Here is a 13971-nt window from a genome sequence, read left to right as displayed (position 1 = left end):
GGCGAATGAGCGCCAGCGCTCATTCGCCCTACCCCTCGCGCCTTCCAGGCAGGGCGTATGACGCCCGGTCCGGCCTCAGAGCGCGCGGAATTTCTTGTGGCAGGCTTCGCAGGCGTCTTCCACCGCGGCGAAGTCCTTGCGCACGCCATCCGGGGTCGGCGTGGCCTGGCGAGTGTTGTCCTGGAGACGGTTCATCGCGTCGATGAAGACCTGGGTGGCGGCCTTGAACTCCTGCTGGCGCTGCCAGACCTCGTCCTTGGCGCGGGTGTCCTCGCCCTCCTCGCCGGCCTTGGGACTGGGGAAGTACTGCCAGGGCTGGTCGGCCAGTTGGTGCAACTTCGCCGATCCGGCGCGGAACTTCTCCGCGTCGAAGGGCAGGCGTCCGCGGAGCATCCCGCCCATGTCCTCGCTGGTCCGTAGCATTTCCTTGAAGATCGCCTGGCGCTTGGCCTCGGGCGAATTGGGATCCATACGGTGACAGCCGCTCAGGGCGACGCCGGCCAGCAGCACGACGAGCAGGGACTTCAGCTTCATGGCAAGGCTCTTTTTTCAGGGTCGATCACGGAAGCGGCGGATTATCCGCCGCCACCGCCGATTGATCCAGAGCCGCGCGCCCGCACTGCGGCCATAGGCCGCAGCGGGCTGCTCAGGCGGAAACCACGAAGAACGCGGCGATGAGCAGCATGCCGACGAACCAGACCAGCGAGCGCAACGGCCCCCAGTCGGCGAGGTAGCAGATGACGTAGAGCAGGCGACTGGTGATCCAGGCAATGGCCAGGCTATCCAGGGTCGCCTGCGAAGCGTTGCCGACCAGATGGGCGATGATCACCGCCGCGGCGAACGCCGGGGTCACCTCGAAGGCGTTCAACTGGGCGTTGTTGGCACGCCGGCGGAAGCCTTCGAGCGAACCGAGGAACGCCCGCGGGTCGGCGTTGGCCCGACCGCCGTAGCCCTCCCCGCCGAACTTGGCGATGGAGGTACAGACGTAAGGCAGGAAGATCGCGATCAGCACGCACCAGAAAGCGATGGTCATGGCAGTTCCTTGTAGTTGTGGAACTGCAACTCAAGCTGGCGCCGCTCGTTCTGTAAAGGCACAGCTCCTTCAGAGCTTCATCAGCAGCATTCCGGCCAGCACCAGGCCGCACGCCAGCAGGCGTGGCAGTCCGAACGGCTCGTTGAGGAAGCGCATGCCGAACAGCACCGCCAGCAGCACGCTGGTCTCGCGCAACGCTGCCGCTTCGGCGATCGACCCCAGCTGCATGGCCCACAGCACCAGGCCGTAGCTGGCCAACACGCAGACCCCGACCGCCAGGCCGAGCTTCCACTCCAGCGCCCAGAAGCGGGCGAAGGCGCGGGTTCGCGCGCCGGCTGCGATCAGCGGGAACGGCAGGCCGGAGAGCAGCGTCAGCCAGACCAGGTAGTCCAGCGCCAACGGCCAGCGCTTCAGGGCGTTGCCGTCGCTCCAGGTGTATCCGCCGATGCACAGGCCGATCAGCAGCACCACCGGCAGGGTCCGCCAGGGCAGCCGCGAACCGCCGCCGCCCCAGAGCAGGCAAAGCATGCCGAAGGGAATCAACAGGATGCCGAGGATCTGCCGGCCGCTGAGCTGCTCGCCGCCGAACGCCAGGGTCAGGCCCAGCACCACCAGCGGCGACAGCCCGCGCATCAGCGGATAGACCAGGCCCAGGTCGCCGACCTTGTAGGCCTCGATCAGCAGTACCCGGTAGAGCAGTTGCAGGACGGTGGCGCCGAGCAGCCAGGGCCAGACTTCGGCCGGCGGCAGGCTGACGAAGGGCAACAGCAGGATGGCGCAGAGCACGCCGACCACGTCCATGCAGGCGACGACCAGCAAGCGGTCGCTGCTGAACTTGACCAGGGTGTTCCAGGTGGCGTGGAGAACGGCGGCGCACAGCACCAGGCTGGTGGCTAGCATGATGGTCCTTTTGGTATAGACCAAGATAGTCTATCCCGGCGGAGCCTCCAGATGCTCACCCCGTTGCGGCGTTTTTCCCTGAAAGCTCCTACGAAAGCGGAGAAACATGCAGCAGACATCGTTACGTCAAACGGCTTAATCTTCGGGCAATCCTGATGGACTACCATCGGCCAGCGCCGCACAGTGCCGGCCCGGCCTCCCTTATCAACGACACAGGAATCCCTGCCTTGAGCGCTCTCCTCAAGCCCCTCGACAACCGCTTGTTCTGGCCCGCGGTCGCCATCGGCGGCCTGCTGATCCTCGCTTTCGTCCTCTACCTCCAGCACGTGCGCGGCTTCGCGCCCTGCTCGCTGTGCATCTTCATTCGCCTGGACGTGCTCGGCCTGGTGCTCGCCGGGATCGTCGGCAGCCTCGCCCCGCGTTCGCGGATCGCCGGCGGCATCGCCGCGCTGGGCATGCTCGCCGCCAGCCTGGGCGGGATCTACCACGCCTGGTCGCTGGTCGCGGAAGAGAAACTGGCTGCCCAGGGCATGGGCAGTTGCAAGATGTTCATGGGCTTCCCCGAATGGATACCGCTGGACACCTGGCTGCCGCAGGTCTTCCAGCCCGAGGGGCTGTGCGGCGAAGTGGTCTGGACCCTGCTCGGCCAGTCCATGGCGGTCTGGTCGCTGGCGCTGTTCGTGTTCTGCCTGCTGGCCCTGGCGGCCAAGCTGGCGTTCGGCCGCCGCACCGCCTGACAGCGCCGATATCCGTGCCGGCACAAGGAACGTGCTGGCCATTGGCTGGTCTACAATCGAGCTTTCTCAACCCGGATGAGTACCACCATGCCTCGATTCCTCAGAAATGCCCTCCTTCCCGTCCTCGCCCTGCTGCTCAGCGGCTGCGGCTACAACGCCATGCAGGCCGGCGACGAACAGGTGAAAGCCGCCTGGTCGGAAGTGCTCAACCAGTACCAGCGGCGCGCCGACCTGGTGCCCAACCTGGTCAGCACGGTGAAGGGCTATGCCTCCCATGAGGCGTCGGTCCTGACCCAGGTCACCGAGGCCCGGGCCAAGGTCGGCAGCGTGCAGCTGAACGCCGACCAACTGGACGACGAGCAGGCCGTGCAGCGCTTCCAAAAGGCCCAGGGCGAACTGAGCTCGGCGCTTTCGCGCCTGCTGGTAGTCACCGAGAACTACCCGCAACTGAAGGCCGACGGCCTGTTCAAGGACCTGCTGACCCAACTGGAAGGCACCGAGAACCGCATCGCCGTCGCTCGCGGCCGCTACGTCAAGTCGGTACAGGAATACAACGTGCTGCTGCGCCAGTTCCCCGGCGTGATCACCGCCAAGCTGTTCGGCTACAAGCCCAAGGCGAACTTCAGCGTGGAAAACGAAGCGGCCATCTCCACCGCGCCGAAAGTCGATTTCGGCAACCCGCAACCGGCGCAGTAAGCCATGCGCCGGCTGCTACTGGGCGCCGGGCTGCTGCTCGCCAGCCTGGTCGCCTGGGCCGATGTGCCACCGATACCCGCGCTGACGGCGCGGGTCACCGACCTCACCGCGACCCTTTCCGGCGACCAGCGCCAGCACCTGGAGCAACAGCTCGCCGCCCTGGAAGCCAAGAGCGGCGCGCAGCTCGCGGTGCTGCTGGTCCCGACCACCGGCGACGATTCCATCGAGGAGTACGCGGTGCGTACCTTCGAGAAATGGAAGCTGGGCCAGAAGAAGGTCGACGACGGCGTCCTGCTGCTGGTGGCGAAGAACGACCGCACCCTGCGCATCGAGGTCGGCTACGGCCTGGAAGGGGCCATCACCGACGTCCAGGCCGGGCGGATCATCAGCGAGCAGATCACGCCGCAGTTCCGCCAGGGCAATTTCTATGGCGGCATCCAGGCCGGCGTGGACAGCCTGGTGCAACTGATCGATGCCGAGAAGAACCCGGACAGCGCGACCGCCAGCGCTCCCGTCGACGCCTTGCCGGCGGTTCCCGAGGCCACGCCGCCGCGGGCCTTGCCGGCACCGGTCGACGAGGGTGAGGTGTATGACAGCGCCCCGCCGGAGCCGAAGAAGAAGAGCGGCCTGAGCGGACAGCTCTGGGGCAATCCGGTCTACCTCGGTGTCTATGTGGCGGTCCTGCTCGCCGTGGCCCTGCTCGGACGCCTGCTGCCGTTGCAGTGGATGCGGCGGCGCAGCATCGGCCGCTTCCTGCTTTGCAGCGCGGCGGTCGCCGGCCTGGCCTGGCTGTTGAGCATGGGCCTGTGGCAGAACGTCGACCGCGCGGCGGACGACAGTCTCGGCGTACTGGCCCCGACCCTGTTCATCTACGCCCTGTTCCTGCTTCCCGGCGAAGTGCTGATGGCCATTCTCAGCGCCATCCTCAATAGTCGCGGCGGCGGTGGGGGAGGCGGCAGCGGCGGTGGCAGCATCTTCCGCGGTGGCGGCGGCTCCAGCGGCGGCGGCGGCGCCTCCGGACGCTGGTGACGAAAAGCCCGAGGCCTGTGCCTCGGGCTTTTTTCATCGGTCGGCGACGGTTCTCGCCGATGCCGGAAGTCTTCGCGCAACGGGCGACGCCAGCCTTTCCCCGGCGTTATCCGGCAAACGACAGGGTAACTCGCCTCGTCAGGCGTATACCCAGAGCACCCTGACCGGCGCCTGGCTGCGGTTGGCATAGCGGCTGCGCATATGGCTGGGAATCTGGAAACCGTCGCCGGCCTGCAGGCGCAGCTCCTCGTCCTCCAGCCACAGGGTCAGCTCGCCTTCGAGCACGTAGCCGCCCTGCTCCGAGCTGTCCAGCAGGTCGCGCTCGCCGCTGTCGGCACCCGCTTCAAGGCAGGTTTCGAGCATGAAGAAGGCACCGCCAAGACGCGGCGACACCAGGTTGTCGCTGGCGCCACGAGCGTAGGCCAGGGTCCGACGCTCGCCCGGACGGGTCACCCAGGGCGAGGCCTGGGTCTTCGGCGAGCAGAAGAAGTAGGTCGCCGGCACCCCGAGCACCTGGCTGATGGCGACCAGGTCGTCCACCGCCGGCCGCGACAGGCCGCGCTCGACCTGGGAGACGAAGCCCACCGAACGGCGAATGCCGTCGGCCAGCGCCTGCAGGGTGATGCCCTTGCGCTTGCGCAATTCGCGCACCAGGCTGGCGATCTCCGCCAGGTCGTCGGCTACTTCGCTCATCTCGGCTCCGGGCCCTCTCAGAACAGGTCGCGCAAACGGTAATACGCTTTGCCCAGGGCTTCCAGCGGCGCGGCGAAGCGCTGGCCACCGGGAAACTTCGGATTGCGCAGACGCTGGTAGAGCGCCAGGGTCTCGTCGTCGCCGAGCAGCGCGTCGCTGACCGCCCTGGCCGCCGCCAGACTCGGCAGCACGCCGTGGCCGGAGTAGCCTTGCAGCCAGTAGCGGTTGCCCTGCCGGCCGATGTCCGGGGTGCGCCGCATGCTGCAGTCGATATGCCCGCCCCAGGCGTATTCCAGCGCCACCCCGCGCAACTGCGGGAACACCCGTTCGAGATAGGGCCGGGTGGCGGCGCGGATGTCGCTGGGCATGCCGCCCAGGTAGGTGCAGCCGCCGCCGAACAGCAGGCGGTGGTCCGGGGTCAGGCGGAAGTAGTCGAGGACGAACTGGTTGTCGGTCACGCAGCAGTTGCGCGGCAGCAACGACTTCGCCCGTTCCTCGCCGAGCGGCTCAGTGGCGACCTGATAGGTGCCCACCGGCAGCATCCGTTGCAACAGCTCGCTGTCCAGCCCGTCGATGTAGGCGTTGCAGGCCAGCACCAGCGCCGCGCAGCGGATCTCGCCGTGCTCGGTACGGACCCGGTAGCCGTCGCCCTCCTCGCGATAGTTCAGGGCCCGGGTCCGCTCGTGGATACGCCCGCCGGCGCGCTCGATGGCGGCGGCCAGGCCGAACGCCAGCTTGAGCGGATTCAGGTGTGCGGCGTGGGGATCGTAGAGACCGGCAAGGTAGCGCTCGCTGGCGATCCATTCGGGCAACTCGTCCTTCGCCACGAAGCGTAGCCCCTCGTAGCCCCAGCGACGGTTGGCCTCGGCCTGCCAGTCGTAGAGCAGGCCGACCCGGCGCGGCAGGATCGCCGTCCATAGGTGGCCGACCCGGTAGTCGCAGTCGAAGCCATGTCGCTGCGGCAACTCGCGCATCTCGCCGGCCGCCCAGAGCATGCCGTCCCAGAGACGGCGTGCGCCTTCGTAGCCGAGGTCGGCCTCCAGCGGCGGCAGGTCGCTGGACCAGCCGGGCAGCGCCTGCCCGCCGTTGCGCCCGGAGGCCGCCCAGGCGATCCGGCTGGCTTCGATGACGCATACCTGGCGTCCGCCTTCGACCAGCCGCAGCGCCGTGTGCAAGCCGCTGAAACCGGCGCCGACCACCAGCACCTCGCAGTCGAGGTCGCCCTCCAGGGACTGGCGCGGCTGGATCAGTTCGGGATTGACGGCGGCGTAGTAAGTGCCGACATGCTCGTTGGATTGCAGGAACATCGCGACCTCCGTGAAATTATATTGGTTATTTTTCATGAAAAATAACACTTAAAATTTCACGACACCAGTCCCGAGCATTCGCAAACGGCCGGCAGGATGCCGTCGCGCACCAGCAGAGGCAGAGGGGCAAATATTCGAAAGGAGGCGGGAAGCCCCCCGCCAGAGCGAAACTGGCGAGGGGAACAGACGTGCGGACGGCGCGGCTCGCGCCGCGGAGAAAAGGTGCACGACCACGGGCGGGGGCATGCCGGGCGTGCTGCGCCAGTGTCGGCGCCGACGGGAGCGGGCGACAGGTACGAATGCACCAGCCGCCCTGGTGCATTCGTACCCTCTTCGTTTATTTGCGCCCGTTGCCGTTGCGCGGCTCCGGCGCGAATCCGCGTTCGCGTGCCCAGACGATGGCCTCGCCACGGCTGTGGACATCGAGCTTGGCGTAGATGGTCGCCACGTGGTTGCGCACGGTGTTCGGCGCCAGGCCCAGTTCCTTGGCGATCTCCTTGTCCGCCAGGCCCTGGCAGATGAGGTCGAACACCTCGCGCTCGCGCGCAGTCAGGTCGGCCAGTTCGGCGCCGGTGCCCGGCGCGTTGGCGCGGCGCACGTTGGCGAGCTTTTCGATCAGGGTGCGGCTGAACCAGGAAGCGTCCTGCATCACCGTCTCGATGGCGTGCACCAGCTCCATTTCGGTGCGCCGCCGGTCGCTGATGTCCAGCAAGGCCACCAGCACGCAGTCCTGCTCGTTGAGGCTCACCGCCTCGGCCGAGACCAGGCAGTCCAGGCCGTTGCGATCCTTGTGCTGCAGGCGCAGCTGGACGTTGCGCACGCTGCCGCTCTGCGCCAGCAGCTCGCCCAGGCGCTCGGCGCCGCCGTCCTGCCACAGCCCGCAGGCGACGGTGGACTCGCCGAGCAGTTCCTCGGCCTGGTAGCCGAAGGTTTCGCTGAAGGCCTGGTTGATGTCCAGCGCCTGCAGGTCGTCGCCGTACAGCACCAGGCTCGGCACCGGTGCCATGCGGAAGGCCTTGGCGAAGCGCTCCTCGCTCTTGCGCAGGGCCTCCTCGGCCTTCTTCCGCGGTTCGAGATCGGTGAAGGTGAAGAGCATGCAGGCCTCCTCGCCGACCTCTATCGGTTGCCCGGCGACCACCACGCACTTGCGTCCGCCCTCCGCCACCCGCAGGCTCGCCTCCATCTGCGGGATGGTCTCGCCGGCGCCCAGGCGTTCCACCGCCAGTTCGCGGCGCTCGGCCTGGTCGAGTACGTCCAGCTCGTACACCGAACGGCCGATCACCTGGTCGCGGGCATAGCCGGTCATTTCCAGGAAACCGACATTGACCTTCACGTAGCGGTAGTCGCTGAGCCGGCAGATCACCGCCGGCGCCGGGTTGGCATTGAAGGTCTTCTCGAAGCGCTGCTCGGCGCTGGCCCACTCGGTGGCGTCGTGGAGGATCAGCACCAGGCAGTCGGGCTTGTCCTCGGGGGTGGTCAGCACCAACCCGCGCACGCGGTGCACCCAGCGGGTGTCCTCGTCGGCGGCGGGAAACACTTCCACCACCACGTCGCTGAAGCACTCGCCAGCCACCAGGCGCTCGGCCGGGTACTGGCCCTCCTGCAGCGGATGATTGTTGCGGTAGCGCAGGCGAAAGCGCTCGCGATACTCGCCGGTATCGGCGCCCAGGCCTTGCAGCGAATCGACGCCGTGCATCGCCAGGGCCGCCTCGTTGGCCCAGAGGATGCGCTGGTCCGGCTCGATCAGGATCACCCCTTCGGTAAGACCGGCGATGATCTGCTGCAACTGGCGGCGGTCGGTATGGGTACGCAGTACCTGGTCGTTCATGCTGTTCCTCTTGGATGGAGCGATTTTCCGGGGGCAGCAAGGATGCCCGCCCGCCCTGACCGCGCACGCGTGACGATTGCACTAGCGGTGCTAGTGCATTTGCATCGCGAAACGATAGCGGAGGCACCCCTACCCTGGCGATACAGGAAGCAATGTCCGGGCGGGAAGCCCAGACGCCGCGCCGGCCGGGAGGCTACGCCGCCCCTCGGTCCCGAGGTCGTCGACGCATCCACCCGACTCGCCCTGCACGAGAAGAAAGCCCCATCCCCTTGCATGAGCGATGCGATGAGCAAGAACAAGCACCCCGATCTCGGCGAGATCCAGCGCAGCCTGAACCAGGCGCTGGAAGGCTACGACTGCCAGTGCCGGATGCACTACGACGGCACCGTCAGTATCAATGTCGCCGCCCGAGAGCACGACGAAACCTTCACCTTCGTCGGCATCCAGCCCGGCGAGCTGGACAACCCCACCCGCCTGCACCTGTTCGCCGAAAGCCTGCGTCGCGACCTGGCACTACTGGAGCCCTGGTTGGGAAAGCACGCAGCCTAGAATAAAAAAAGCGCCCCACAGGACCAAAACGACGTCCGGAGGCGCATGCGAGGACAGAGGAATCTTTCTGGCGATCAGGCCCGGCGTGCGATCTCCGCCGGCCGATGCGCCAGGTAATCGAGCAACAGGAACAGCACCGGCGCCACCTCGCGGCAATGCGCGACACCCTGGCGGATCCTCCCGGCGCTCTGCACCGCCCCTTCCCGTTGCAGGTCCTGCGGGCAGGCATCGAGCAGCGCCTCGATGCTCTCCGCGGTGCTTTCCAGGTGACATTGCAGGCCGATAGCCTGCTCGTTCCAGATGAAGCCCTGGTTGGCGCAGGCAGCCGAACCATAGAGCGGCACGCTGCCGACTGGCAGGTCGAAGGTCTCGCCGTGCCAGTGGAACGCCATCAGCCGTTCCGGCAGGCGCTCGCCCAGCGGCGAGCCCAGCGCCTGGCTGTACCTGTGCAGCGGCCACCAGCCGATCTCCGCCTGGCGTCCCGGGCGTACCGCAGCCCCCAGCGCCTGGGCCAGCAGCTGCGCGCCGAGGCAGATGCCAAGGACCTTCTTGCCGGCATCCAGCGCCGCGCGGATCAAACGCTTCTCCGCCACCAGCCAGGGATATTGCGCTTCGTCGTGGACGCTCATCGGCCCGCCCATCACCACCAGCAGGTCGAAGCTGTCCAGCGCAGGCAGGTGGGCGTCGGCGTAGAGGTAGCAGACGTGCTCGTGCTCGCAGTGGCGGCCGATCCAGTCGCCGATCCGCGCGCTGCCTTCGAAGGGAACGTGTTGCAATACCAGGGCGCGCATCAGGCCACCTCCTCGTGTCGGTTGGCGACCCGGGCCAGGGCCCGCTCCAGTCGCCGCAGCATTTCGTCGACGTTGGCCCGGCTCACCGTCAGCGCCGGGGAAAAACGCAGGCAGTGCGGCTGCGGCGCGTTGATCAGCAGGCCTTCGCCGAACGCCGCGCGAACCACCGCCGGCGCGCGCTGGCCGATCAGCGGCAGCCCCCAGAACAGTCCCTGGCCGCGCAGCGGACCATGCCCATAGCGACGCGCGACACGGGCCAGGCCATCGCGCAGGTGGGTGCCCTGCTCGCGCACCTGCTCCAGGAAACCCGGCTCCAGCACGGTATTCAGTACCGCCAGCCCGGCAGCGGTCATCAACGCGTTGCCGTGGTGGGTGCCAAGCTGGTCGCCCGGTTCGAAGCAACAGGCGTTGCCACGCGCCAGCAGCGCCGACAGCGGCACCCCGGCGCCGAGGCCCTTGCCGAGGGTAACGATGTCGGCGCGTACCCCGTACAGTTCCTCCGCCAGCAGCGCGCCGCAGCGGCCGATGCCGGTCTGCACCTCGTCGAGGATCAACAGGACGCCACGCTGCCGGCACAGCCGCTCGATGCCACGCAGGTAGTCGAGGGTCGCCGGGATCACCCCGGCATCGCCCTGCACCGGCTCCAGCATCACCGCCACCGTCTCTTCGTCGATGGCCGCGGCCATGGCGTCGAGGTCGTTGAACGGCACCCTGGCGAATCCCTCCAGGCCATGCTGCGCCGGCTTGCCACAAGCCGTCAGGGTGCCCGGGGTGCGTCCATGGATGCTGTTGACGGTGCTGACGATCCGTTGCGCGCCGCCGCGATGCAGGCGGCCCCACTTGCGCGCCAGGGCGATGGCCGCTTCGTTGGCCTCGGCGCCGCTGGTGAGGAAGTAGGCCTGGTCGCTGCCGGTCGCCAGGCACAGGCGCTGCGCCAATGCCAGCACCGGCCGGTTGAGCAGGCCGGGGCCGGCGCTGACCAGCTCCCGCGCCTGCCGGGCCAGGGCCTGGACCAGCACGCTGGGACTGTGGCCAAGGCAGTTCACCGCCAGGCCCTGGGTGAAGTCGAGGAAGGCACGTCCGTCGCTGTCCCACAGCCACGAGCCCTGGCCACGGACGAACACCTGTTCGGGCCGTTCCTGGGTGCGCATCAGGCGCAGGCTATCCAGCGCATCAGCCATCTTTCAGTTCCTCGGTCATGTACTCCACCGCCAGCAAGCGCACGCCCTGCGGCCCCTGTTCCAGCAGCCGGCGGCTTTCCCGGCGCGTTTCGATGCGCAGTTCGAAGCCGTCGCCGGCGGGGAAGCGCTGGCGCATCAGCTCGCGCACCTCGGCAAAGCGCGCGGCGCTCACCGTCATGCTGGCCAACAGCCGGCCGGACTGGCTCAGGGTGATCAGGTAGTCGCTCAAGAGGCATGCTCCCGGTAATCCGACGGCCCGTGCAGGCGCGGCCCCCAGTCTTCCACCACGCCGCTGGACAGGCGTTTCGCCGCTGTCTTGCGCCAACGCTGGGAGAGCGCGTCGCAGGCCATCATCTGGCGCAACCCGAGAGGCTCCAGGGGATCGCCGAAATACCACTGCAACAGGCGGGCGACGGTCAGTTCAGGGTAATGCCGCTGGACCAGCTTCAGCTGGTCCCCGGGAGTCACCATGCCGCTGCGCAGGACCCGATAGAACCAGCCGCAGCGGCCGCCGCTCTGCAATTCGTCGGGCAGCTCGGGAAGATTCCAGCGCTGGCCCTGGCGATAGCAGGGCGAACGCGGCTGGCTGACTTCCAGCAGGGCATCGCCCCAATGGAACTGGTCGCCGATGCAGACCTCGGCTTCGGTGATGCCGTAGGTCGAGATGTTCTCGCCGAACGCCGGCAGTTGCCAGCGGTTCAGCGGGTGGCGCTTGCGCCAGTAGCGGTAGTGCTCGGCGGGATAGTGATGGAGAGCGCGCTCGAGGCCGCCGTGGTGGCGGATGTCGGCCTGTTCGTCGCCGGGCAGGCCATCGTGGCCCAGCCAGAACTCCTGCTCGACCGGCAGCTTGTCGATCGCGCTGACCAATCCGCCCCAGGTTTCTTCGACTTTACCTATGAAAACACCGTTTACGACTATCTGCTCCATTGCTCCGCGACCACCCGATGTACCGCCAATGCAGCTAGACTAGTGCCTCACGCGGGACCCACTCCATTTCGATTTTCCAGTTTCATCGATAAGAACAGCTTATGGATTTTCGCCAACTCCGCTATTTCGTCGCGCTCTACGAAGAAGGCCACGTCGGCCGCGCCGCCGAACGCCTGGCCCTGTCGCAACCGGCCCTCTCGCAGCAGATCCGCCAGTTGGAGCAGAACCTCGACGTCTCGCTGTTCCAGCGCAGCGGCAAGCGCCTGCTGCCGACCGTCGCCGCCCACACCCTGTACAACCATGCGGTACCGCTGCTGGAGGGATTGGAAAGGGCCCGCGAGGCGATGCGCGTATTCCGCGGGCAGACCCCGCGCAGCCTGGCGATCGGCGTGCTGCAGACGGTCAACGCCAGCCTGGTGCCGTACATGGTCGAACGCCTGCATGCCGCGCAGCCGCACCTGCGGGTGCAGATCTACGAACTGTCGGGAATCGACATCGAGCGGCGCCTGCTCACCGGCAACCTGGACATCGGCATCGGTTTCCTGCCGCCGCGCCAGCCGGGCCTGCACAGCGTCGAGCTGTACGAGGACGAATTGCAGTTGGTGATCCCCGAGGAACACCCGTTGAAGGAATTCAGGAAGGTGTCCCTGGCCCAGGCCGCGGAGTTGCCGATGCTGCTGCTCGGCGAGGAGTTCCGTGCGCGCCAGATCTGGCAGGAGCAACTCGCCGCGATCGGCCGGCGGCCGCGGGTGCAGGCGGAACTGAACCACATGAGCGGGATTCTCGACAGCCTGCCGCAGACCCGCTTCGCCACCGTTCTACCGGGCAAGGCACGGCAGATGCACTCGAACCAGCGGCTGCTGTGGAAACCGCTCAGCGAACCGCGCATCCCGCTGAAGGTCGGCCTGGTCTACCGCGACGCGCAACGCCAGCACGCCAGCGTCGAGCTGCTGCGCTCGCTGCTGGAAGGCGTGGTCTGAGCGACGCGGTTTTCCTCGGGCAATAAAAAACCCCGCCTTTTGGGCGGGGTTTTGCAGACCTCTATCCTGACATCCGTGCTACGCCACCATCCATGGTGGATTCCCTGAGTTTCCGTATTGTCTTTGGCGCTTCCTGCGCAATGTCCTGACGGTTTGAAGATTACGCATCTCCGCGAGGGGGAGAAAGCAGCCAAAACCACCGCCGTTTGTAAGCCTTGGCTTACACGCTGTAATAGTTCCGCTCGCCGGACCGACGGCAACACCCAGCCGCCGGGAGCTTGCCGTGCGTCAAGATGATCTGCGCCGGGCCCGCTACAGTGGCCAGTCCCCTCATCATCGCGAGCCTTCCCAGCATGGAATTCCAGCGCGTCCACCAGCAGTTGCTGCAAAGCCACCACCTGTTCGAACCGCTTTCTCCCGTCCAGCTCCAGGAACTGCTCGCCAGCAGCGACCTGGTCAACCTCGACAAGGGCGCCTACGTGTTCCGCCAGGGCGAGCCGGCGCACGCCTTCTACTACCTGATTTCCGGCTGCGTGAAGATCTACCGGCTGACCCCGGAAGGCCAGGAGAAGATTCTCGAAGTGACCAACGAACGCAACACCTTCGCCGAGGCGATGATGTTCATGGACACCCCGAACTACGTGGCCACCGCCCAGGCCGTGGTGCCCAGCCAGCTGTTCCGTTTCTCCAACAAGGCCTACCTGCGCCAGTTGCAGGACAACACCCCGTTGGCCCTGGCCCTGCTGGCCAAGCTCAGCACCCGCCTGCACCAGCGCATCGACGAGATCGAGACGCTTTCCCTGAAGAACGCCACCCACCGCGTGGTGCGCTACCTGCTGACCCTCGCCGCCCACGCGCCGGGGGAGAACTGCCGGGTGGAAATCCCGGTGGCCAAGCAACTGGTGGCCGGTCACCTGTCGATCCAGCCGGAAACCTTCTCGCGGATCATGCACCGCCTCGGCGACGAGGGCATCATCCGCCTCGACGGCCGCGAAATCAGCATCCTCGACCGCGAACGCCTGGAGTGCTTCGAGTGAACAGCCCCGCCGCTTGATCGCGGTCAAGCGCGCCACGGCCCGTCCACCGGCAAGCTGGCGGGGTCGAGCCCGCGAGAACGCCCATGCGCCAATGCCTGTATTGCCTCCATGAAACCGAAGGCGCGGAAAGCGCCTGCGAACAGTGCGGCATGCCACTGCCCAGCGCTTCCCAGCGCCAGCTCCAGGGTCGCCGGCAGCGGCGCTTCGCCTGGTTCTGCGTCGGGCTGGCGCTGTTCTGCCTGGGCATGATGCTCTGGCTGCCGCGCGATGTTCCCTGAGGCCT

General features: G+C 67.1%; 17 protein-coding genes. 7 read left to right on the top strand and 10 right to left on the bottom strand.

Going from position 1 to position 13971, the window contains the following annotated elements; genetic code table 11:
- Positions 1 to 75: 75 nt before the first annotated feature.
- From VQ067_RS02965 to VQ067_RS02955, 3 genes are all read right to left on the bottom strand, one after another.
- Positions 76 to 534, bottom strand: a complete 459-nt coding sequence (locus tag VQ067_RS02965; protein WP_003110213.1) for a c-type cytochrome — start codon at positions 532 to 534, stop codon at positions 76 to 78.
- 112 nt (positions 535 to 646) lie between these two features.
- Positions 647 to 1033 carry an MAPEG family protein gene (locus VQ067_RS02960; protein ID WP_003101585.1) on the bottom strand — a complete coding sequence of 129 codons (387 nt, stop codon included), beginning with the start codon at positions 1031 to 1033 and terminating at the stop codon, positions 647 to 649.
- A 69-nt stretch (positions 1034 to 1102) separates the two neighbouring features.
- Positions 1103 to 1933 (bottom strand): DMT family transporter, encoded by an 831-nt coding sequence (locus tag VQ067_RS02955; protein ID WP_003084928.1) that lies wholly within the window; start codon positions 1931 to 1933, stop codon positions 1103 to 1105.
- A 227-nt stretch (positions 1934 to 2160) separates the two neighbouring features.
- Here VQ067_RS02955 and VQ067_RS02950 point away from each other — a divergent pair, with 227 nt between their 5' ends.
- The 3 genes from VQ067_RS02950 (at position 2161) to VQ067_RS02940 (ending at position 4395) form a co-directional block, all read left to right on the top strand.
- Positions 2161 to 2670 carry a disulfide bond formation protein B gene (locus VQ067_RS02950; RefSeq protein WP_003101580.1) on the top strand — a complete coding sequence of 170 codons (510 nt, stop codon included), beginning with the start codon at positions 2161 to 2163 and terminating at the stop codon, positions 2668 to 2670.
- A gap of 87 nt (positions 2671 to 2757) precedes the next feature.
- The gene (locus tag VQ067_RS02945) at positions 2758 to 3366 is read left to right on the top strand and encodes a LemA family protein (protein ID WP_003084923.1); all 609 of its coding nucleotides are present in this window, start codon (positions 2758 to 2760) and stop codon (positions 3364 to 3366) included.
- A 3-nt stretch (positions 3367 to 3369) separates the two neighbouring features.
- Entirely contained in the window at positions 3370 to 4395 is a 1026-nt protein-coding gene (locus tag VQ067_RS02940; protein WP_003121802.1) for a TPM domain-containing protein, read from the top strand.
- Positions 4396 to 4533: 138 nt separating this feature from the next.
- On the opposite strand, the gene VQ067_RS02935 is transcribed toward VQ067_RS02940, so the two are convergent.
- The 3 genes from VQ067_RS02935 to VQ067_RS02925 all read right to left on the bottom strand — a co-directional run bounded on the left by VQ067_RS02935 (position 4534) and on the right by VQ067_RS02925 (position 8223).
- Positions 4534 to 5088, bottom strand: a complete 555-nt coding sequence (locus tag VQ067_RS02935; RefSeq protein WP_003084911.1) for a helix-turn-helix domain-containing protein — start codon at positions 5086 to 5088, stop codon at positions 4534 to 4536.
- A 17-nt stretch (positions 5089 to 5105) separates the two neighbouring features.
- The gene (locus VQ067_RS02930) at positions 5106 to 6395 is read right to left on the bottom strand and encodes an NAD(P)/FAD-dependent oxidoreductase (protein ID WP_033990548.1); all 1290 of its coding nucleotides are present in this window, start codon (positions 6393 to 6395) and stop codon (positions 5106 to 5108) included.
- Positions 6396 to 6732: 337 nt separating this feature from the next.
- Positions 6733 to 8223, bottom strand: a complete 1491-nt coding sequence (locus VQ067_RS02925) for a helix-turn-helix transcriptional regulator (protein WP_340080805.1) — start codon at positions 8221 to 8223, stop codon at positions 6733 to 6735.
- A gap of 285 nt (positions 8224 to 8508) precedes the next feature.
- On the opposite strand from VQ067_RS02925, the gene VQ067_RS02920 reads away from it, so the two are divergent.
- Positions 8509 to 8772, top strand: a complete 264-nt coding sequence (locus tag VQ067_RS02920) for a hypothetical protein (RefSeq protein WP_003084903.1) — start codon at positions 8509 to 8511, stop codon at positions 8770 to 8772.
- A 74-nt stretch (positions 8773 to 8846) separates the two neighbouring features.
- Here VQ067_RS02920 and VQ067_RS02915 read toward each other — a convergent pair whose 3' ends face one another.
- From VQ067_RS02915 to VQ067_RS02900, 4 genes are read right to left on the bottom strand one after another with little or no spacing between them, the layout of a single operon-like run.
- Positions 8847 to 9563, bottom strand: a complete 717-nt coding sequence (locus VQ067_RS02915) for a type 1 glutamine amidotransferase (RefSeq protein ID WP_033990547.1) — start codon at positions 9561 to 9563, stop codon at positions 8847 to 8849.
- The gene (locus VQ067_RS02910; RefSeq protein ID WP_003117940.1) at positions 9563 to 10744 is read right to left on the bottom strand and encodes an aspartate aminotransferase family protein; all 1182 of its coding nucleotides are present in this window, start codon (positions 10742 to 10744) and stop codon (positions 9563 to 9565) included. The genes VQ067_RS02915 and VQ067_RS02910 overlap by 1 nt, the downstream gene beginning before the upstream one ends.
- Complete coding sequence (locus VQ067_RS02905) at positions 10737 to 10973, bottom strand: hypothetical protein (protein WP_003101561.1); 237 nt, start codon at positions 10971 to 10973, stop codon at positions 10737 to 10739. The genes VQ067_RS02910 and VQ067_RS02905 overlap by 8 nt, the downstream gene beginning before the upstream one ends.
- The gene (locus VQ067_RS02900) at positions 10970 to 11671 is read right to left on the bottom strand and encodes an MOSC domain-containing protein (protein ID WP_003129147.1); all 702 of its coding nucleotides are present in this window, start codon (positions 11669 to 11671) and stop codon (positions 10970 to 10972) included. The genes VQ067_RS02905 and VQ067_RS02900 overlap by 4 nt, the downstream gene beginning before the upstream one ends.
- Positions 11672 to 11772: 101 nt before the next feature.
- Here VQ067_RS02900 and VQ067_RS02895 point away from each other — a divergent pair, with 101 nt between their 5' ends.
- The 3 genes from VQ067_RS02895 (at position 11773) to VQ067_RS02885 (ending at position 13966) form a co-directional block, all read left to right on the top strand.
- A complete protein-coding gene (locus VQ067_RS02895) occupies positions 11773 to 12651 on the top strand; it encodes a LysR family transcriptional regulator (protein ID WP_003084893.1) in 879 nt (292 codons plus the stop codon).
- 353 nt (positions 12652 to 13004) lie between these two features.
- On the top strand, positions 13005 to 13688 hold the full coding sequence (dnr, locus tag VQ067_RS02890) for a transcriptional regulator Dnr (RefSeq protein WP_003084891.1): 684 nt from the start codon (positions 13005 to 13007) through the stop codon (positions 13686 to 13688).
- A gap of 83 nt (positions 13689 to 13771) precedes the next feature.
- Complete coding sequence (locus VQ067_RS02885) at positions 13772 to 13966, top strand: hypothetical protein (protein WP_003084889.1); 195 nt, start codon at positions 13772 to 13774, stop codon at positions 13964 to 13966.
- Positions 13967 to 13971 lie beyond the last annotated feature (5 nt).

It is taken from the genome of Pseudomonas sp. KBN12P06040 (genome assembly GCF_037574965.1).
In the GTDB taxonomy this organism is placed as follows: Bacteria; Pseudomonadota; Gammaproteobacteria; order Pseudomonadales; family Pseudomonadaceae; genus Pseudomonas; species Pseudomonas aeruginosa.
The sequence above is the reverse complement of the archived record's forward strand: the minus strand, read 5'-3'. Positions and strand labels throughout refer to the sequence as shown.

Coding starts and splice junctions, on each gene's coding strand:
- VQ067_RS02940 (WP_003121802.1), top strand. CDS start 3,370: ATGCGCCGGCTGCTACTGGGCGCCGGGCTGCTGCTCGCCAGCCTGGTC.
- VQ067_RS02910 (WP_003117940.1), bottom strand. CDS start 10,744: ATGGCTGATGCGCTGGATAGCCTGCGCCTGATGCGCACCCAGGAACGG.
- VQ067_RS02900 (WP_003129147.1), bottom strand. CDS start 11,671: ATGGAGCAGATAGTCGTAAACGGTGTTTTCATAGGTAAAGTCGAAGAA.
- VQ067_RS02895 (WP_003084893.1), top strand. CDS start 11,773: ATGGATTTTCGCCAACTCCGCTATTTCGTCGCGCTCTACGAAGAAGGC.
- VQ067_RS02955 (WP_003084928.1), bottom strand. CDS start 1,933: ATGCTAGCCACCAGCCTGGTGCTGTGCGCCGCCGTTCTCCACGCCACC.
- VQ067_RS02920 (WP_003084903.1), top strand. CDS start 8,509: ATGAGCAAGAACAAGCACCCCGATCTCGGCGAGATCCAGCGCAGCCTG.
- VQ067_RS02925 (WP_340080805.1), bottom strand. CDS start 8,223: ATGAACGACCAGGTACTGCGTACCCATACCGACCGCCGCCAGTTGCAG.
- VQ067_RS02960 (WP_003101585.1), bottom strand. CDS start 1,033: ATGACCATCGCTTTCTGGTGCGTGCTGATCGCGATCTTCCTGCCTTAC.
- VQ067_RS02915 (WP_033990547.1), bottom strand. CDS start 9,563: ATGCGCGCCCTGGTATTGCAACACGTTCCCTTCGAAGGCAGCGCGCGG.
- VQ067_RS02965 (WP_003110213.1), bottom strand. CDS start 534: ATGAAGCTGAAGTCCCTGCTCGTCGTGCTGCTGGCCGGCGTCGCCCTG.
- VQ067_RS02935 (WP_003084911.1), bottom strand. CDS start 5,088: ATGAGCGAAGTAGCCGACGACCTGGCGGAGATCGCCAGCCTGGTGCGC.
- VQ067_RS02945 (WP_003084923.1), top strand. CDS start 2,758: ATGCCTCGATTCCTCAGAAATGCCCTCCTTCCCGTCCTCGCCCTGCTG.
- VQ067_RS02885 (WP_003084889.1), top strand. CDS start 13,772: ATGCGCCAATGCCTGTATTGCCTCCATGAAACCGAAGGCGCGGAAAGC.
- dnr (WP_003084891.1), top strand. CDS start 13,005: ATGGAATTCCAGCGCGTCCACCAGCAGTTGCTGCAAAGCCACCACCTG.
- VQ067_RS02930 (WP_033990548.1), bottom strand. CDS start 6,395: ATGTTCCTGCAATCCAACGAGCATGTCGGCACTTACTACGCCGCCGTC.